This is a genomic window from Pseudomonas sp. ICMP22404, assembly GCF_006227205.1.
Lineage (GTDB): Bacteria > Pseudomonadota > Gammaproteobacteria > Pseudomonadales > Pseudomonadaceae > Aquipseudomonas.
In genome coordinates, this window is sequence record NZ_VCNG01000001.1 from 311,680 (window position 1) to 330,350 (window position 18,671).

Annotated in this window: 20 protein-coding genes; 7 read left to right on the forward strand and 13 right to left on the reverse strand. The window is 60.3% G+C overall.

Features of this window, described 5'->3' with window-relative positions; genetic code table 11:
• The first annotated feature begins 66 nt into the window (after positions 1–66).
• Positions 67–702 (forward strand): TetR/AcrR family transcriptional regulator, encoded by a 636-nt coding sequence (locus tag FGE05_RS01420; protein ID WP_139640968.1) that lies wholly within the window; start codon positions 67–69, stop codon positions 700–702.
• A 63-nt stretch (positions 703–765) separates the two neighbouring features.
• Here the strand turns inward: FGE05_RS01420 and FGE05_RS01425 are convergent, their stop codons facing one another.
• The 7 genes from FGE05_RS01425 to FGE05_RS01455 all read right to left on the reverse strand — a co-directional run bounded on the left by FGE05_RS01425 (position 766) and on the right by FGE05_RS01455 (position 6,359).
• On the reverse strand, positions 766–981 hold the full coding sequence (locus FGE05_RS01425) for a molybdopterin-binding protein (RefSeq protein ID WP_024780485.1): 216 nt from the start codon (positions 979–981) through the stop codon (positions 766–768).
• 25 nt (positions 982–1,006) lie between these two features.
• On the reverse strand, positions 1,007–1,813 hold the full coding sequence (gene ssuB, locus FGE05_RS01430) for an aliphatic sulfonates ABC transporter ATP-binding protein (RefSeq protein WP_139640971.1): 807 nt from the start codon (positions 1,811–1,813) through the stop codon (positions 1,007–1,009).
• Positions 1,810–2,592: an aliphatic sulfonate ABC transporter permease SsuC gene (ssuC, locus tag FGE05_RS01435; protein WP_139640972.1), complete on the reverse strand. Its 783-nt coding sequence runs from the start codon at positions 2,590–2,592 to the stop codon at positions 1,810–1,812. Before ssuC ends, ssuB begins: the two co-directional genes overlap by 4 nt.
• A 7-nt stretch (positions 2,593–2,599) precedes the next feature.
• Positions 2,600–3,748 carry an FMNH2-dependent alkanesulfonate monooxygenase gene (ssuD, locus tag FGE05_RS01440; RefSeq protein WP_139640974.1) on the reverse strand — a complete coding sequence of 383 codons (1,149 nt, stop codon included), beginning with the start codon at positions 3,746–3,748 and terminating at the stop codon, positions 2,600–2,602.
• 24 nt (positions 3,749–3,772) lie between these two features.
• Positions 3,773–4,738, reverse strand: a complete 966-nt coding sequence (locus FGE05_RS01445; RefSeq protein WP_139640977.1) for a sulfonate ABC transporter substrate-binding protein — start codon at positions 4,736–4,738, stop codon at positions 3,773–3,775.
• An 88-nt stretch (positions 4,739–4,826) separates the two neighbouring features.
• Complete coding sequence (gene ssuE, locus FGE05_RS01450; protein ID WP_139640979.1) at positions 4,827–5,420, reverse strand: NADPH-dependent FMN reductase; 594 nt, start codon at positions 5,418–5,420, stop codon at positions 4,827–4,829.
• 300 nt (positions 5,421–5,720) lie between these two features.
• Positions 5,721–6,359 (reverse strand): peroxiredoxin, encoded by a 639-nt coding sequence (locus FGE05_RS01455; protein ID WP_024780487.1) that lies wholly within the window; start codon positions 6,357–6,359, stop codon positions 5,721–5,723.
• 333 nt (positions 6,360–6,692) lie between these two features.
• Between FGE05_RS01455 and FGE05_RS01460 the strand changes: the two genes are divergently transcribed.
• Positions 6,693–7,088 (forward strand): nucleotidyltransferase domain-containing protein, encoded by a 396-nt coding sequence (locus FGE05_RS01460; protein ID WP_139640981.1) that lies wholly within the window; start codon positions 6,693–6,695, stop codon positions 7,086–7,088.
• Entirely contained in the window at positions 7,078–7,500 is a 423-nt protein-coding gene (locus tag FGE05_RS01465; protein ID WP_139640983.1) for a DUF86 domain-containing protein, read from the forward strand. The genes FGE05_RS01460 and FGE05_RS01465 overlap by 11 nt, the downstream gene beginning before the upstream one ends.
• Positions 7,501–7,562: 62 nt before the next feature.
• Here the strand turns inward: FGE05_RS01465 and FGE05_RS01470 are convergent, their stop codons facing one another.
• The 3 genes from FGE05_RS01470 to argE all read right to left on the reverse strand — a co-directional run bounded on the left by FGE05_RS01470 (position 7,563) and on the right by argE (position 11,955).
• A complete protein-coding gene (locus tag FGE05_RS01470; RefSeq protein WP_139640985.1) occupies positions 7,563–8,882 on the reverse strand; it encodes an OprD family porin in 1,320 nt (439 codons plus the stop codon).
• 481 nt (positions 8,883–9,363) lie between these two features.
• Positions 9,364–10,662, reverse strand: coding sequence for an amino-acid N-acetyltransferase (gene argA, locus FGE05_RS01475; RefSeq protein WP_139640988.1), 1,299 nt, complete (start codon positions 10,660–10,662; stop codon positions 9,364–9,366).
• Between the two features lie 132 nt (positions 10,663–10,794).
• A complete protein-coding gene (gene argE, locus FGE05_RS01480; protein WP_139640990.1) occupies positions 10,795–11,955 on the reverse strand; it encodes an acetylornithine deacetylase in 1,161 nt (386 codons plus the stop codon).
• 158 nt (positions 11,956–12,113) lie between these two features.
• On the opposite strand from argE, the gene FGE05_RS01485 reads away from it, so the two are divergent.
• Entirely contained in the window at positions 12,114–13,481 is a 1,368-nt protein-coding gene (locus FGE05_RS01485) for an inorganic triphosphatase (protein ID WP_139640991.1), read from the forward strand.
• 126 nt (positions 13,482–13,607) lie between these two features.
• Here FGE05_RS01485 and FGE05_RS01490 read toward each other — a convergent pair whose 3' ends face one another.
• Positions 13,608–14,078, reverse strand: coding sequence for an Lrp/AsnC family transcriptional regulator (locus FGE05_RS01490; protein WP_024780492.1), 471 nt, complete (start codon positions 14,076–14,078; stop codon positions 13,608–13,610).
• Positions 14,079–14,203: 125 nt separating this feature from the next.
• Here FGE05_RS01490 and FGE05_RS01495 point away from each other — a divergent pair, with 125 nt between their 5' ends.
• The 3 genes from FGE05_RS01495 (at position 14,204) to FGE05_RS01505 (ending at position 16,867) form a co-directional block, all read left to right on the forward strand.
• Positions 14,204–14,533, forward strand: a complete 330-nt coding sequence (locus tag FGE05_RS01495; protein WP_139640993.1) for a hypothetical protein — start codon at positions 14,204–14,206, stop codon at positions 14,531–14,533.
• Between the two features lie 144 nt (positions 14,534–14,677).
• Positions 14,678–16,462, forward strand: coding sequence for a GspE/PulE family protein (locus FGE05_RS01500; RefSeq protein WP_139640995.1), 1,785 nt, complete (start codon positions 14,678–14,680; stop codon positions 16,460–16,462).
• An 84-nt stretch (positions 16,463–16,546) separates the two neighbouring features.
• Positions 16,547–16,867 (forward strand): DUF2388 domain-containing protein, encoded by a 321-nt coding sequence (locus FGE05_RS01505; RefSeq protein ID WP_173668678.1) that lies wholly within the window; start codon positions 16,547–16,549, stop codon positions 16,865–16,867.
• A 162-nt stretch (positions 16,868–17,029) separates the two neighbouring features.
• On the opposite strand, the gene gcvH is transcribed toward FGE05_RS01505, so the two are convergent.
• Together gcvH and gcvT are read right to left on the reverse strand one after the other, a co-directional pair.
• On the reverse strand, positions 17,030–17,416 hold the full coding sequence (gene gcvH, locus FGE05_RS01510; protein ID WP_139640997.1) for a glycine cleavage system protein GcvH: 387 nt from the start codon (positions 17,414–17,416) through the stop codon (positions 17,030–17,032).
• A gap of 52 nt (positions 17,417–17,468) precedes the next feature.
• Entirely contained in the window at positions 17,469–18,551 is a 1,083-nt protein-coding gene (gcvT, locus tag FGE05_RS01515) for a glycine cleavage system aminomethyltransferase GcvT (protein ID WP_139640999.1), read from the reverse strand.
• Positions 18,552–18,671 lie beyond the last annotated feature (120 nt).

Consider the following 18,671-nt stretch of genomic DNA (forward strand, 5'->3'; position numbering starts at 1 on the left):
TGGCGGCCGGGCAGACAACCCACGTCCCTGCTCGTACAATGCCCGGCAGTCCCGCAGGAGCCACCCATGACACGCACCGCCACCCCTCGCAAACCTCGCGCACGCAGCCAGGCCCGGATCGATTCGATCCTCGATGCCGCCCGCACGCTGCTGGCGACGGAAGGCGTGGCCAGCCTGTCGATCTACAGCGTGGCCGAGCGCGCCGAGATCCCGCCCTCCTCCGTGTATCACTTTTTCGCCAGCGTTCCAGCCCTGCTCGAAGCGCTCACCGCCGATGTCCACGCCGCCTTCCGCGCCTGCCTCCAGGCACCGATCGATCACGACGCGCTGCACCATTGGCACGATCTGTCGCGGTTGGTGGAACAGCGCATGCTGACGATCTACGACCAGGACGCCGCCGCCCGCCAGTTGATCCTGGCCCAGCATGGGCTGACCGAAGTCACCCAGGCCGACCGCCAGCACGACCTCGAACTCAGTGAGCTGATGCACAAAGTCTTCTCCCGGCATTTCGAGCTGCCGACACTGCCCAATGACGTCGACGTCTTCGCCCTCGCCATGGAGCTGGGCGACCGGGTCTACGCCCGCTCGGTGCAACAACACGGCCAGATCACCCCGCGCATGGCCGAAGAAGGCATGCGGGTGTTCGATGCGTACCTGGGGTTGTACCTGCCTCCGTATCTGCCCAAGCGCGAAGCGGTCTGATCTTCAGCCTTTAAGGTGAGCCCCAAAAGGCCAATGCCATTCGGGGCATCGGGTGCACACCGTTCACAATTTGGCGATAGACACCTCCGTGGATTTGACGAAGGCGATCACTTCGCTGCCGATCGCCAGTTCCAGCTCCTTGACCGAACGGGTGGTGATGACCGAGGTGACGATGCCGGAGGCGGTCTGGACGTCGATTTCCGAGAGTACGTCGCCTTCGACGATTTCCTTGATGATGCCTTTGAACTGGTTACGCACGTTGATGGCTTTGATGGTCATGGTGTCGATTCCTATCTGGGTGGTGTTATTGCGCCCAACGCAGTTGCGTGGGCAAGGGTGAAACGGGTTCGGGTTCCGGCGGTTGGCCGGGCAGGGACAGCACGCGGTTGAGGACTTCGGTCTCCAGGGTCGCCAGGCGATGGGAGCCGCGAACCCGCGGGCGTGGCAGGTCGATGGGCAAGTCGAGACCGATCCGGCCGTCTTCGATCAGGATCACCCGGTCGGCGATTGCCACCGCTTCGCTGACGTCGTGGGTCACCAGCAGCACGGTAAAGCCGTGTTGCTGCCACAGACGTTCGATCAGTTGCTGCATCTCGATGCGGGTGAGGGCGTCGAGCGCTCCCAGGGGTTCGTCGAGTAGCAACAGGCGCGGCCGATGAATCAACGCGCGGGCCAGGGCCACCCGCTGTTTCTGGCCGCCGGACAACGCCGCCGGCCACTCATCGGCACGGTCGGCCAGACCGACGGCGTCCAGCGCCTGTAACGCCTGGACTCGCCAGTTGCCTTTGAGCCCCAGGCCGACGTTGTCGATGACCTTTTTCCAAGGCAACAGGCGCGCCTCCTGGAACATCAAGCGGGTGTCCTGTTGCGCAGCGCTCAACGGCGCCGAGCCTGCCAGCAGTTGACCATCCGAGGGCTGATCGAGACCGGCCAACAAGCGCAACAAGGTGCTTTTACCGCAGCCGCTGCGACCGACCACTGCCACGAATTGTCCGGCCGGAATGTGCAGGTCGATGTCCCGCAGCACCTGGCGCGAGCCGAAGGTTCTCTGCAGTTTGCGCACCGCCAGCGGAATGCCTCGCAACAGGCGCGGGGGTTGTTGGGCGGTCATGGGGCATTCCCCTTGTTCACCTGATACGCCGGATGCCAGCGTAGCCAGACTCGCTCAAGCCCGCGGGCCGCAAGGTCGGCCAGCTTGCCGAGTACGGCGTACAACAGAATCGCCAACACCACCACGTCAGTCTGCAGGAACTCCCGGGCGTTCATCGCCAGGTAGCCGATGCCAGAGCTGGCGGAGATGGTTTCCGCAACGATGAGCGTCAACCACATGAAACCCAACGCAAACCGTACCCCCACCAGGATCGAAGGCAACGCGCCGGGCAGGATCACCTGGCGAAACAGACTGAAGCCGGACAAACCGTAGCTGCGGGACATTTCCACCAGCGCCGGATCGACATTGCGGATGCCGTGGTAGGTGTTGAGGTAGATCGGAAATAGCGTGCCAAGCGCCACCAGGAAAATCTTCGCCGACTCATCGATGCCGAACCACAAGATCACTAATGGAATCAACGCCAGGTGCGGCACGTTTCGCACCATCTGCACCGAACTGTCCAGCAGGCGCTCGCCCCATTTCGACAGACCGGTGATAAAGCCCAGCACCAGCCCGATACTCCCGCCGAGCAGGAAACCAACCGTCGCCCGCCAACCGCTGATCGCCAGGTGGGTCCAGATCTCACCGCTGCGCACCAGGCTGACCCCGGCCTCGATCACGGCCACCGGGGCAGGCAGGATTCGCGTGGACAACCATCCCGCCGATACCGACAGTTGCCACACGGCCAGCAATAGCAGCGGCAGTGCCCAGGGTGTCAGGTTGTGGATAAGTTTCTTCATGGCCGCCTCAGCTCTGGGATGCGGCTTTAGGGAGGATGTCATTGGCGACCATTTCCCCGAACGGGCTCACATAGCCCTGGCTTTTCGGCTGCTCCGGGCGCTCCACGTCCAGGTGTGGAAACAACAGCTCCGCCACGCGATACGACTCTTCGAGGTGTGGATAACCGGAGAAAATAAAGGTGTCGATCCCTAGTTCAGCGTATTCCTTGACCCGCGCCGCCACCGTCGGGCCATCGCCCACCAGCGCTGTACCGGCACCGCCACGCACCAGCCCGACGCCGGCCCAGAGGTTGGGGCTGACTTCCAGCTTGTCACGCCGCCCCCCATGCAGCGCGGCCATGCGTTGCTGGCCCACCGAGTCGAAGCGCGCCAAGGAAGCCTGGGCGCGGGCGATGGTGTCGTCGTCCAGATGGGAGATCAACCGATTGGCGGCCTGCCAGGCCTCGGCATTGGTTTCGCGCACGATCACGTGCAGGCGAATGCCGAAGCGCACGGTACGACCGAGCTTCGCGGCCTTGGCACGCACCTGTTGGATTTTCTCTGCCACGGCGGCGGGTGGCTCGCCCCAGGTCAGCACCATTTCCACCTGCTCGGCAGCGAGGTCCTGGGCCGCCTCCGATGAGCCGCCGAAATACAGTGGCGGACGCGGCTGCTGGATGGGCGGATAGAGCAGTTTGGCGCCCTTCACACTGATGTGTTCGCCGTCGTAATCCACGGTCTCGCCTTCCAGCACACGACGCCAGATGCGGGTGAATTCAACCGACGCCTGGTAGCGCGCCTCGTGATCCAGGAACAGGCCATCACCGGCCAGTTCTTCTGGATCACCGCCGGTCACCAGGTTGAACAGCGCCCGTCCGCCGGACAACCGATCCAGGGTCGCGGCCTGACGCGCCGCGACCGTTGGAGAAATAATCCCGGGGCGCAAGGCAACGAGGAACTTCAAGCGTTGGGTCACCGGAATCAACGAAGCGGCCACCAGCCAGGAGTCTTCGCAGGAACGGCCGGTTGGGATCAGCACGCCGCCGAAACCCAGCCGATCCGCCGCCTGGGCGACCTGTTGCAAGTATCCGTGATCGACGGCACGGGCGCCTTCGGCGGTGCCCAGATAATGGCCATCGCCATGGGTGGGCAGGAACCAGAAAATATTGAGGCTCATGGAGTGGTCTCCTAAGGGGTCGGATTACTGCGCTTTCGCAACGGTTGCTGGCGGCGTCCAGATCACGTCCCGGATGCTCAAGGGCTTGGGGATCAGCTTGAGTTGATAGAAGGTGTCGGCAATTTTCTGCTGCGCCGCGACCACCTCAGGCGTGAGGAACGAGGCTCCGAAACCCTGGCGCTTCATTGACGTCAGGGTGACCGGCTCAGGTAGACCGAGCAGCGGCGACACCTGACGGGTCACGTCTTCGGGGTTGGCCTTGGACCACTCCCCCACTGCACGCACTTCCTCCACCAGGGCGGCGATGACCTGCGGATTTTTTTGCGCATAGGGTCGGGTAGCGAGGTAGAACTGATGGTTGTCGACGATGCCTTTGCCATCGCGCAGGGTGCGCGCCTGCAATTGTTGTTCGGCGGCAGCCTGGTACGGATCCCAGATGACCCAGGCATCGACGCTGCCCCGCTCGAACGCGGCACGGGCATCGGCCGGCGGCAGGAACACGGTGTGGATATCGGTATATGCGAGGCCGGCATCCTCCAGCGCCCGCACCAGCAGGTAATGGACATTGGAGCCTTTGTTCAGAACGACTTTCTTGCCCTTGAGGTCCTGCACCGAGTGGATCGGCGAGTCCTTGGGTACCAGGATGGCCTCACTGTTGGGGGCCGGCGGTTCGTAGGCGACATAGAGCAGATCGGCACCTGCAGCCTGGGCGAACACCGGAGGGGTTTCACCCGTCACGCCAAAATCGATGGAGCCAACGTTCAGGCCCTCAAGCAATTGCGGGCCGCCGGGGAACTCGGTCCATTGCACGTCCACGCCTTGGGCAGCGAGGCGCTTTTCCAGCGTGCCTTTGGCTTTGAGCAACACCAAGGTGCCGTATTTCTGATAACCGATCCGCAAGGTCTCGGCTTGAACCTGGGTAATGACGCCGAAGGACACAGCCGCAGCAAACAGAGCGACCAGCCCGCGACGCAAAATGACAGAGCGCATGGCGCTTCTCCTTTTGCTGTGGGGTTTGGCTGCACCTGCTGGGCCGTTGGCGGCTGAGTAAGGTGAGTTGAATCAGAGGTATTGGGGTTCAGATGCTCCAGCGAGCACTCAATAGACGTTCGTTCAACACGCTGGGCTCCAACGGCTTGGGTCGACGGGCCATGGCGCTGAAAAACTGCTCCAGCGCCTCATTCAGCCGCTGCTGCAGGGCCGGCACCAACTGCGCCTGGGCGCCACCTTCGCCATAGGCGATCTGGCTGTCTTCGGCAAAAATCCCCTGGAGCATTTCCTGGGCCTTGAGCGCCGACAGCACCGGTTTGAGGGCGTAATCCACCGCCAGCATGTGGGCGATACTGCCGCCAGTCGCCATGGGCAATACGACCTTATGGCTCAGTGCACGCTCGGGCAGCAGGTCCAACACAGTCTTCAACGCACCGGAAAAAGACGCCTTGTAGACAGGTGTGGCGATCAGCAGGCCATCGGCATTCTCGATCTGCTGGAGCAGGTCGATGACCTTTGGGCTGTCGAAGCGGGCATGGAGCAGATCTTCGGACGGAAAATCGCGCACCTGATAGCTCACCACTTCCACACCGTGTTGCTGCAACCAGCGTTGCGAGCGTTCCAGCAGTACCCCGGAGCGGGAGCGCTGGCTGGGACTGCCACCGAGTGAGACGACCAACATGCCTGCCATTCCTTTAACGTTCTGTGCGATTCGCAGTAGGCGATCTCGCTGGATGGGTCAAACCATAGCAGGGGCTTTCATATACCCATAAATCATATTTATTCATTTGATTATTCAATATAGAAATATGCAGACATCTCTTTTTCAAAGCATAAAAAAAGGCCGTCGAAACGGCCAAAACCCTTGGTGCATGGAAAACCTGTGGGAGCGAGCCTGCTCGCGATAGCGGCGTGTCAGTCAGCATGAATATGGCTGATCTATGGCTATCGCGAGCAAGCTCGCTCCCACAAAGGTTTTGCGTCAGCGATTGGGCTGCGGAGTAAGGCGCAAATACGGCTTCACGGCGCGATAACCTTTGGGGAAGCGCTGCTTGAGTTCTTCCTCATCCTTGAGCGACGGCACGATCACCACCTCATCACCGTCCTGCCAGTTGGCCGGCGTGGCAACCTTGTAGTTGTCGGTCAGCTGCAAGGAATCGATCACCCGCAGGATTTCATTGAAGTTGCGCCCGGTGCTGGCCGGATAGGTGATGGTCAGGCGAATCTTTTTGTTCGGGTCGATCACGAACAGTGAACGCACGGTCAAGGTATCGCTGGCATTGGGGTGGATCAGGTCGTACAGGTCGGACACCTTGCGATCGGCGTCAGCCAGGATCGGGAAGTTGACGACGGTATTCTGGGTTTCGTTGATGTCGTCGATCCATTTGTGATGCGAATCCACCGGGTCGACCGAGAGGGCAATAGCCTTGACGCCGCGCTTGGCGAATTCATCCTTGAGCTTGGCGGTGAGGCCCAGCTCAGTGGTGCAGACCGGCGTAAAGTCCGCCGGGTGAGAAAACAGCACGCCCCAGCTGTTGCCAAGCCATTCGTGGAAGCGGATTTTGCCGGCGCTGGATTCCTGTTCGAAGTCGGGGGCGATGTCGCCCAGTCTGAGGCTCATGGTGTGGCTCCTGGATGAGATCTTGTGGAGCCTGACTGTGCCTCGGTTCTGGCGGTTTTAAAAAGAATGAATATTGATCTGTCTAGACTTTTTGTGAATATAAAAAACTGTTCACTGGCCCTGATGTACCTATGGGCTCAACATCCTCGATGAGGTTCGAGAAGGCCTCGAGTTGCTGTAAAGAGGAGAAGCTTCGAGGAGGGCTACAGGGGTGGGCCTGACTCGAAACGTAAAGCCCCGCCCGGCGTGTTGTCGGGCGGGGCTTTTTTGTTTCGTATCCACATTATGGAAATTATTGCCGCGATTTCAGGACGAACAGCTAGGATAGGCTGCATGAACATTCAAGCCTTGCTGACGTATCTGCAAAACCATCTGCCTGATTTATTGGCAGTGTACCTGTTCGGCAGCCATGCACAGGGAACCTCCGGGCCTGATAGCGATGTCGATATCGCCGTGCTGGTACCTGGTCATGTCGACCCGGTGTTTTTATGGCAGCTTTCGGGAGACCTGGCGGATATCGCCGGGAGCCCGGTCGACCTGATCGATCTGCGCGCGGCAACCACCGTGATGCAATACCAGATCGTGACTCGTGGTCAGCGCTTATGGGCCAAAGACGTACAGGCGGGGTTGTTCGAGAGTTTCATTCTCAGCGAGAAAACCGCTTTCGACACAGCCCGGGCGGCCCTACTCAAGGATATTCACGAAGAAGGCACCGTGTATGGTCGATGATGTATTGATCAACAAAGCGGCAAGCATAGAGCGTTGCGTCGCCAGGGTACGCGAGGAGTACGAGAAAGATCCCTCCACCTTCGCCACTGATTTCACCCGTCAGGATTCGGCCGTCCTGAATATTCAGCGTGCATGTGAAGCGGCGCTGGATATGGGGCAGCATTTGATTCGCCGCGAACGCCTAGGAGTCCCGCAAAGCGCTCGGGACGTGTTCGAGTTGCTTTTTCAAGGCGGCTGGGTGGCGGAAGGCCTGGTGAAGCATCTGAAAAACATGGTGGGTTTCAGAAATATCGCCGTGCACGACTATCAAGCCCTGCAGCTGCCGATCATGGTCGCAATCATTACCCAGCACCTGGATGATTTTCTGGCGTTCAGCGCATTCATCCTGCGTAAGGACTCTACAGACGCCTGACCCGAAAACGCAAAAGCCCCGCCCGGCGCGTGCCGGACGGGGCTTTTTTACGGCTCTACGTCTTACATGAAGTTGTAAGTGTAGTTGAAGATCAGACGGGTCTGATCCTGGCTGTCGCCCACGCCGCTGCTGCGGTAGGTACCCTGACGCAGGGTAGTGCCGAAGCCTTTCAAAGCGCCTTGCTGGATGACGTAATCCACACGCACGTCGCGTTCCCACTCGGAGTAATCGCTTCCGCCAGCAGTGGCGGATTTGACATCGTCACCACGCAGGTAGGCAATCGACGCTTTCAGACCCGGAACGCCAGCCGAGGCGAAGTCATACGAGTACTGACCGAACGTGGTGTTTTCACCGGCGCGGACAAAACCGTTGATCATGCTGTCGGTGAACAGGTAGAAGCTCGAGCCGCCGGCGCCTTCAGGACGACCGTTGCTGTTTACCACGTTGCCCTGGTTCAGGTAGACGAAGCCACCGTCATCACCGACTTGCTGGTGACCCAACAGGAAGGCACTGCCACCCAGGGTGTAGGTGAACATGGCGCTCCAGGTCTTGTTATCGACCTCGCCAGGTTTTTTGGCATAGCCACTGTTGTTGTTGAAGCGATAGCCGGCGTCGCCATTACGGCCATCCGAACTGCTGTCAAAGTAACGCAGGTCAGTCTTGAACGATTGGCCTTCGCTGATCGGGAAAACGTGTACCGCACCCAGGAAGTGCTGCTTGTAGTAATCCTGCAGGTTGGCGTAGTAGTACTGCAAAGTCAGGTCTTTGGTGACCTTCCAGTCGGCACCGCCAAAGCGGAACTGGTTGCTGTCCTCGGTACCACCTGCGATCGCCAGACCGGTGCTGTTGCTCGATGCACGACCGGTAGCGTGTTCCAGCTGACCGGCGTTGAAGGTCACATTGTCGATTTCCTTGGAGGTGATGGTGCCACCTTCAAAGGTCTGCGGCAGCAGACGGCTGTCGTTGGCGACCAGGATCGGCAGGTTTGGTGCCAGTGCGCCACCTACATGAGCCTCGGTCTTGGAGAACAGCGCCTTGACGTTGCCCGACAAACGGCTCCAATCGTGTACTGCCGAACCATCAGTATCGCTTGGCATATAGGAACCAGCGTTACGGCCCCGGCCCCCATCGAGACGAATACCCACCAGCGCCTGAGCATCGATACCGAAACCAACAACGCCTTGCGTGAAGCCAGACTTATAGTCGAACTTGAGGCCGGTGCCCGTTTCGCGCAGATCCTCATTACCATCATGGTTATCGTTATTGAAGTACAGCGTACGAGAACTGACAGACGCCTTGCTGTCTTCGATAAAACCGGCGGCGCCTGCCTGCTGCGCCAAAACCCCAACGGCCACAGCCAGGGCCAAGGTGGACTTGTTCATGCTTCGCTCCTCTCGTTTTCTAATTCTTGTGTTTCTTTGGTTCTGGATCGAACGTCCGGAATCCGCGGATGCGCGATTAGCGCCAGACCGTGACCGACAAGTCAATCGTAACCATTTATGACTACGACCAAGGTCTAACCCCACGACACCGGGCGGAAGAATAATGGATTATTTATAATTCCAAAAAGAATTGTTTCATAAGTTTTCAGTCAATTTGGACATATAGATGTCATCAGCGCATCTTCACTCCAGACCTGGCATATCGGCCAGCCTGCGAATTACTGAACGGCTAATTTTTGTGCACTTTTTCAGGGCAAAAGACTTGGATATCGAGGCTCGGAGTGCGAGCCTCGCTGTCTGTCTCAATGCGTCCGAAGCAGCATAGACCAGGATTGTGAAGTTTTTGAGACAAAAATCTTATTGTTTGAAATCAAGAAAAGTGCAATCCATCACCCCAAATGGGGCGCATGGTTGACTGGACCTATAGGGCCTTCTCGAAGATCTTCGAGTTGCGTTGATAGTTGTACAGTGATGCCCGGGCCGCCGGCAGACGCTCAACGCTGCTGGGTTCGAAGCCCCTTTCACGGAACCAGTGGGCAGTACGGGTGGTGAGCACGAACAGGGTCTTGAGCCCTTTGGCACGAGCACGGGTCTCGATCCGCTCCAGCAGTTCATCACCCCGGCCACCGTGGCGGTACTCAGGATTTACCGCCAGGCAGGCCAGCTCCCCAGCGTCCGAATCGGCGATCTGGTAGAGCGCCGCGCAAGCGATGATCATGCCTTCGCGCTCGACCACGCTGAACTGCTCGATTTCCCGCTCCAGCACTTCGCGGGAGCGACGCACCAGAATGCCCTGCTCCTCCAGCGGACTGATCAGGTCCAGCAAGCCACCGACGTCTTCGATGGCCGCTTCGCGCACCACTTCGAATTGCTCCTGGGCGACCAACGTACCGCTGCCATCGCGGGTGAACAGCTCGGCCAGCAGCGCACCGTCTTCGGCGTAGCTGACAATGTGACTGCGAGCCACGCCGCCACGGCAGGCCTGGGCTGCAGCATCCAACAGTTCAGCCTGATAGTCGCTGCCCAGGCGCTGCATATGGGACGGGACCTGTTGTGGGCGCAACTCACGCACCAGACGCCCGTCTTCGCCGATCAAGCCCTGCTCGGCACCGAACAGCAACAGCTTGTCGGCCGCCAGGTCAATGGCAGCCCTGGTGGCGACATCTTCACAGGCGAGGTTGAAGATTTCTCCGGTAGGCGAATAGCCCAATGGTGACAGAAGAACTATGGAGCGCTCGTCCAGCAGACGGTTGATACCCTTGCGGTCAACCCGGCGCACTTCGCCGGTGTGGTGATAGTCCACGCCTTCCAGTACGCCGATGGGCCTCGCAGTGACCAGGTTGCCGCTGGCGACCCGCAACCGCGAACCCTGCATCGGCGAAGAAGCCATGTCCATCGACAGGCGAGCCTCGATGGCAATGCGCAACTGACCAACCGCATCGATCACGCACTCCAGGGTCGCGGCATCGGTGATGCGCATGCCGTGGTGATAATGCGGGGTCAGCCCTCGCGCGGCGAGACGGGTCTCGATCTGCGGGCGCGAACCATGGACCAGCACCAGCCGCACACCGAGACTGTGCAACAGCACCAGGTCATGGACGATGTTGCCGAAATTGGGGTGCTCCACCCCGTCGCCGGGCAGCATGACGATGAAGGTGCAGTCGCGGTGGGCATTGATATAGGGCGAAGCGTGACGAAGCCAATTGACGTATTCGGGCATGAACCTGGACCTGTAATAAATAACAGCCGAAAAAAGACGAAACGGAACGCACAGCAGGCTGCTGGTTATCGTCGGAACAGGCTTGGCGACACGCGCGCTCTCCTTATGAATACGGGCCCGGATAAAGGCAAACTAGTAGCCGGCGGTGGCCGGTGTCAGGCAATAGTGCTCGATCAGCTGCCGCAACAATTGCACGGTAGGTTGCAGACGTGACATTTCAAGGTGCTCGCCCGGCTGGTGGGCACAGGCGATATCGCCAGGGCCCAACACCAGGGTTTCGCAACCGAGGCGCTGAAGATAAGGCGCTTCGGTGCCGAACGCCACTGCTTCGGCACGATGGCCGGTGAGCCGCTCGGCCACGCGCACCAGTTCGGCGTCCTCGGGCTGTTCGAACGGCGGCACCTCAGGGAACAGCGGCGCATAGTCGATCTTGACCTTGTGCCGCTCGGCGATAGGGTTGAGCTTTTGCAGGATGGCCGCCCGCAACACCTGCGGATCCATGCCCGGCAAGGGACGCAAGTCGAACTCCATGGAGCATTGGCCGCAGATCCGGTTGGGGTTGTCTCCGCCGTGGATACACCCGAAGTTCAGGGTCGGTTGCGGCACCGTGAACTGCGGGTTACGGAATTCACGCTGCCATTGCAGGCGCAGGCCGCGCAGCTCGCCCATGGCGTCGTGCATGGCTTCAAGCGCGCTATGCCCCAGGCTCGGATCGGAGGAATGACCGCTGCGCCCGAGAATGTCGATGCGCTCCATCATCACGCCTTTGTGCAGGCGAATCGGTCGCAGGCCGGTCGGCTCGCCGATGACGGCGGCGCGCCCCAAGGGACGTCCGGCCTCGGCCAGCGCACGGGCGCCGGCCATGGAGCTTTCCTCGTCGCAGGTGGCGAGAATCAGCAACGGTTGCTTGAACGGCTGGTCCAGCAATGGCTTGAGCGCTTCGATGGCCAGGGCGAAAAAGCCTTTCATATCGCAACTGCCCAGTCCGACCCAGCGCCCATCGACTTCGGTGAGCTTCAACGGATCGGTCTGCCACAATGCGCCGTCAAACGGCACCGTATCGCTGTGCCCGGCCAGCACCAGGCCGCCGGGGCCACTGCCGAAACTCGCCAGGAGGTTGAACTTGCCGGGGCTGACCTGTTGGATATCACAGGAGAACCCGAGGTCGCCGAGCCAGCCCGCCAGCAGCTCGATCACCGCGCTGTTGGACTGGTCCAGCCCAGGCTGCGTGCAACTGACCGAAGGCGCGGCGATCAGGGCAGCGAACTGATCTTTCATGGACGGCAAAGGCATCGCTGGCTCCGGACTCACAAATTGACACCCATCATAGAACCATCCGGTGCCAGGAATAAACCGTCGCGGCGCGTAGGACGGAGGACTCCTGTACACTGCACGGCCTTGGCAGCCACACCTTCCCCCGGCTGCGCACCCGATCCCTGGATTTTCCGGCCATGCAGAAAGAAACCGAAATCAAACTCCGCGTCAGCCGCGAGACCCTGACAGCCTTGCGCGAGCATCCGCTGCTGAAAAAACGCAACAAAGGCGGCTGGGAACGCCGTGAGCTGATGAACCAGTATTTCGACACCCCCGAGCGAGACCTGGCCCGGGCCAAGGTCGCCCTGCGCCTGCGCCGCGACGGTGAAGAGGTGATCCAGACCCTCAAGACCCGTGGCCAGAGCATCGCCGGCCTGTCCGAGCGCAATGAATACGACTGGCACCTGCCCAAAGCCAAGTTGGACCTGAAGAAGCTCGACGGCGAATGCTGGCCCGAGGCCTTGGCCGAACTGGACAAGAAAACCCTCAAGGCCATCTTCACCACCGATTTCGTCCGCGAGCGCGCCGAAATCGCCTGGGGTCGCGGCAAAAGCAAAGTGGTCATCGAAGCGGCACTGGACCTGGGTCATGTCGTGGTCGGCAAGCAGAAGGAAGAAATCTGCGAGCTGGAGTTGGAACTGCGCGAAGGCGAGCCCGCCGCGCTGCTGGAGCTGGCCGCCGAACTGGCCGCGACCCTGCCCTTGATGCCCTGCGACATCAGCAAGGCCGAACGTGGCTACCGCCTGTACGATGCAAACAGCTACGCCCTGAGCCTGCCCGCCCCGCAATTGACCGCCGAGATGCCGCTGGACGACGCCTTCGCCGCGCTGAGCTGGCATTTGCTGGGCAGCAGCCAGCGCCTGGCCGAGCAGTACCGCTTCAATGGCCACTGGCGCCTGCTGTTGGACTGGGTAGAGAACCTCGCCGAACTGCGAGCCTTGCTCAGCAGCCTTGGCCAGGCCGCACCGCGTCAATCGACCCACGACTTGCGCATCGCCCTGGACGCCCTGCTGGAAGACTGGCGTCCACTGGTCCAGGCCGGCCTGGACGACGAAGACGTGCGCAAGGCGGCACCGGAGCAGTTCCTTGAGGAGTTGCAGGACCCGCGTTGGGGCCTGTTCTCCCTGAACGCTTCGCGCTGGCTGCTGGCCCGCGGCTGGACGACCGAGCGCAATACCCGTGGCAATCGCCAGGGCGCGGCGCAACTCAATAGCTGGCTGCCTCGACTGCTGGGCGAGGAAGCCTCGTCCCTGCAACTGCAACGCTACCAGCAGCAACCGGAAGACCTGGCTGAACAACTGCCTCGCATCGAGCGAATCCAGGTCTGGCTGCACCATGCCCGTGCGGTGCTGGAGATACCGGAGATGGACCGCCTCTACGGCGAGCTGAACAAACTGGCGCAACTGGCGAACGAGCCCATTACCGACGAAGCCCTGGATGCACGCAAGCATCAGGCGATTGCGGTGTACCAGAATCGGGCCTGGAAGATGTTGTTGCGTCTGTAATACCGCCATCGCGAGCAGGCTCGCTCCCACACCGGATCTTCAGCGGACACAGTTGATGTGTACGAACATGGCATCAATGTGGGAGCGAGCCTGCTCGCGATGGGGCCGGAACAGACACAGCAGACGTCAGCGCATCACCGGTAAACTCGTCGTGGACTTGATCTCCGAAAGCGCCACGATCGAGTTCACTTCCTGTATCCCCGGCACCAGCGACAGCTTCTCGAAAAAGAATCGCTCATACGCCTCGATGTCCGCCGTGACGATGCGCAGCAGGAAATCCACCGACCCCATCAGCACATAACACTCCAGGACTTCGGGAAAGCCGCGAATCGCCTCGGTGAATTCGGTGAAGTTCGAACGCCCGTGGGCGTTGAGTTTGATTTCGGCGAAGATCTGCGTGTTGAGTCCGATTTTCTTGCGGTCGAGCAGCGTCACCTGACCGCGAATGATCCCTTCCTCCTTCATCCGCTGGATCCGTCGCCAGCACGGCGACTGCGACAGGCCCACCTGTTCGGCGATCTGCGCGCTGGACAGCGAGGCATCCTCTTGCAGAAGCGCCAGTATCCTGCGGTCGTAGCCATCCAGCTCACTGTGCATAAATAAACCCATAAAGAATCAAATATAGAATTGGATAATTCATTGAACCGCCATTTACGTTCATCTTAGATAAGAAATACCCCTTCGCGCATGTAAACATTTCTCTCCAGCCCAGGAGACCGTCCATGCCCGTATTCGAAGCCCTCGCCCCCCGTGCCGATGTCTGGCATACCGCCAACGCCCATTGCCGTGTGCAATACCGATTGCTGGCCGAAGCCGAAGCCGATTTGCTCTGCCGGGCCCTGAATCTGTTCGCCTTGCAGGGCTTGATGCCAGAGCAGGTCCACGTCGAGCGCCAGGACGAGCTGCTGACAATGGAAATCCTCATCGAAGGGCTGAGCTGGCACCGTGCCCAGGTGCTTGCGGAAAAATTACGCAACCTGATCAGCGTTTGCTCGGTGGACCTGCGCAACACTGACGATGAGTGGTTCGAGCCAGTCCAGGCGACCGCTTGAAAGGCGAAATGCAAGAATTCGAAACGCATTGGTCGGGTAGTGGCCCAACGGTTCATAGGGTCGGGACTATTCTTTTGCAGACCGACTCAGGACGCGCAAGCGTCTGTATCGCGGCTTTGCTGCAATTGTCCAATAGGAACCCGCATGTCCACCAAACACGCCACTCAGGACCGCTGGCTGGACCTCAATGAGCTGCTGCGCCAACTGGTCGCCCAAGGCTTCATCAGCCAGGATTCGGCCGAAACCGCGCTCAATGCCCGGCGACGCCACAACACCAATAGCCAGTTGCACCCGTTGGAGTTCATCGCCAACCAGCATCTTGACGACCTCAGCCGCCCCGGCAAGCGCCTGGACCTGGAGAGCCTGACCCTGTGGCTGTCACAGCAGGCCGGCCAGCCGTACATGCGCATCGACCCGCTGAAGATCAATGTCGCGGCCGTCACGCCATTAATGTCCTATGCCTTTGCCCAGCGCCACAAGATCCTCGCGGTGGCCGTCGATCGCGACGCGGTTACCGTCGCCAGCGCCCAACCGTACGTCAGCAGTTGGGAATCGGACCTGACCCATGTGCTCAAGCTGCCGATCAAGCGGGTAGTCGCCAACCCCGTGGATATCCAGCGCCTGAGCGTGGAGTTCTATCGACTCGCCAAATCGGTCAGTGGAGCCACTACTACCGACCAGCAACCGAGCAACCTCAGCAACTTCGAACAACTGCTCAATCTGGGCGCCAGCGACCAGGAGCCGGACGCCAACGACGCGCATATCGTCAATATCGTCGATTGGCTGTTCCAGTACGCCTTCCAGCAGCGCGCCAGTGATATCCACATCGAGCCGCGTCGCGAACAGGGCACGGTGCGGTTTCGCATCGACGGGGTGCTGCACACCGTCTATCAGTTCCCGCCCCAGGTGACGATGGCGATCATCAGTCGCCTGAAGAACCTGGGACGGATGAACGTCGCGGAAAAACGCAAACCCCAGGACGGCCGGGTCAAGACCAAGACCCCGGACGGTAACGAAGTGGAGTTGCGCCTGTCGACATTGCCCACGGCGTTCGGCGAAAAAATGGTCATGCGGATCTTCGACCCCGAAGTCCTGCTCAAGGACTTCGACCAACTCGGCTTCTCCGCCGACGACCTGCGCCGCTGGCAGGACATGACGCGTCAGCCCAACGGCATCATCCTGGTGACCGGTCCTACCGGCTCCGGCAAGACCACCACCCTCTACACCACCCTGAAGAAACTGGCGACGCCGGAGGTGAACCTCTGCACCATCGAGGACCCGATCGAGATGGTCGAGTCGTCCTTCAACCAGATGCAGGTGCAACACAACATCGACCTGAGTTTCGCCGCCGGCGTACGCGCACTCATGCGGCAAGACCCGGACATCATCATGATCGGCGAAATCCGTGACCTGGAAACCGCCGAGATGGCGATCCAGGCGGCACTCACCGGACACCTTGTGCTCTCGACTCTGCACACCAACGATGCGCCGAGCGCCATCAGTCGCCTGCTTGAACTCGGCGTGCCCCACTATCTGATCAAGGCCACGGTCCTCGGGATCATGGCCCAGCGCCTGGTGCGCACGCTGTGCCCACATTGCAAGGCGCCCCTGACCCTGGACGAGGACGATTGGCAAACCCTGACCCGGCCCTGGCAGGCCCCGTTGCCGAGCAATGCCCAACAAGCCGTCGGTTGTCTGGAGTGCCGTGATACCGGTTATCGCGGACGCGCCGGGGTGTACGAAATACTTCAACTGAGTGACAGCATCAAGGGACTGATCCATGCCGACACCGACCTGCTGGCAGTACGCCGCCAGGCCTTCAAGGAAGGCATGCGCAGCTTGCGGCTGTCCGGTGCGCAGAAAATCGCCGCAGGGCTGACGACCGTAGAGGAGGTGCTGCGGGTGACACCGCAAAGCGAGCACAAGTAGGCCCGATGACGCTTGGGCGGCAGGTCACGGAACTGAATACAGGCGCAGGTAATCCAAATTCATAGTTAACCCAGTGGAGTCACCATCATGCGTCTCAAACTTGCTGTCGCTACCCTAGCCTTGCTGTCTCTTCCTGTTGGCTCGGCAATGGCCGACACGTTTTGGCGTAACGTCATCTCTTCCGGTGCAACCACCGGTTCCACCTATCTGACTTTCAAGGACCACAAACTGATCGTCGCCGCTCAGGACGATGCCGGTAGCTTTGTCGCCAGTGACGGCAACATCCGCGGTCCATACCTGGAAGCCGCGATGCAGAAGGTCCGTGCCGATAACCCAGGCCTGCAGGCTACCGACATGGAACTGGCCAATGCGATCCTAGCGAAAAACGCCGTCGCCCAGGACTGATACAGCCCCATGAAAAATGCCGCTCGATCGAGCGGCATTTTTTTGCCTTGCAAGTCATCTCTTGTGGGAGCGAGCCTGCTCGCGATAGCGGTAGGTCAGTAATATTCATGCTGACTGACACACCGCCATCGCGAGCAGGCTCGCTCCCACATTAGCGGTTCATCATTCGCCGATGGCAGCCTTGTAGCCAGCCGCATCAAGCAGCTTGCCGAGATCAACAGCCGCATTGGAAGGCTTGAGCTTGAAGATCCAGGCGTCGTACGGCTCGGAGTTCAACAGCTCCGGCGAACCGGCCAGCTCTTCGTTGACAGCGATCACTTCGCCGCCGACCGGGGCATAGATGTCCGAAGCAGCCTTGACCGACTCCACCACACCCGCCGCTTCAGAGGCCTCAAAAACCTTACCGATTTCCGGCAGTTCGACGAACACCACGTCACCCAGCGCTTCCTGTGCATGGTCGGAAATGCCCACGATGACGTTACCGTCAGTGTCCAGACGCGCCCACTCATGACTTTCGGCAAAACGCAGTTCGGCAGGGATATCACTCATATTCTGTGTCCTCAAGAGAAAGTGTCAGCGGCCAGCGGCCCGCCGTGAAAGGTTAAATCAGGGTCTTGCCATGGCGGACGAAGGTCGGCTTGACCACCCGTACCGGGTACCACTTACCACGAATTTCCACCTCGGCACGGTCGGCGGTAGCCATCGGAACGCGTGCCAGGGCGATTGACTTGCTAAGCGTAGGAGAAAAACTGCCACTGGTGATCTCACCTTCGCCCACATCGGCAATGCGAACCACCTGATGGGCGCGCAAGACGCCGCGCTCTTCCAGCACCAGGCCAACCAGTTTGTGCTGCACGCCCCCCGCCAATTCGGCTTCCAGCGCACGGCGCCCGATGAACTGGCGGCTCGCCGGCTCCCAGGCAATGGTCCAGGCCATGTTCGAGGCCAATGGGGAAATGTCCTGGTGGATGTCCTGGCCGTAGAGGTTCATGCCAGCCTCCAGACGCAAGGTATCGCGAGCACCGAGACCAATGGGCGAAATGCCCGCCCCCACCAGATCATTGAAAAAGCTTGGTGCTTCGTGGGCAGGCAGGACAATCTCCAGGCCGTCTTCACCGGTGTAGCCCGTGCGCGCGATGAACCAGTTACCGTCGGCGCGGCCTTCGAAGGGCTTGAGTTGCTGGATCAATTGACCGCGCGATTGGGAGACCAGCTCGGCAATCTTGTGCCGGGCCTGGGGCCCCTGGATGGCCAGCATCGCCAGTTCGGGACGTTCGCGCAGTTGCACGGCGTATTCCCCGAGCTGCGCCTGCATCCAGGCCAGATCCTGGTCACGGGTCGAGGCGTTGAAAACCAGCCGGTAGCCCTCGTCGACACGGTAGACAATCATGTCGTCGACGATGCCGCCCCGCTCGTTGAGCATGGCGCTGTAGAGAGCACTACCCGTGTCCTGCAAGCGATCGACGTCGCTGGCGAGCAAGCGCTGCAGCCAGGCCTTGGCCTGGGTACCGGCAACATCGATCACCGTCATGTGGGATACATCGAACACACCGCAGTCGCGACGCACCTGGTGGTGCTCCTCGACTTGCGAGCCGTAATGCAGAGGCATATCCCAACCGCCAAAATCGACCATCTTCGCGCCAAGGGCGAGATGAAGGTCATACAGAGGCGTACGCTGTCCCATGGGTTTCTCCTTCCGGGCTTGGCGAAGGTGCGGACTGTCCGACAGACGGAGCACACCGAATGCCGCGCATTGTAGCCGCATGATCCGGTGTCCTGTATCACCAATCCTGTTCTTTTTTGA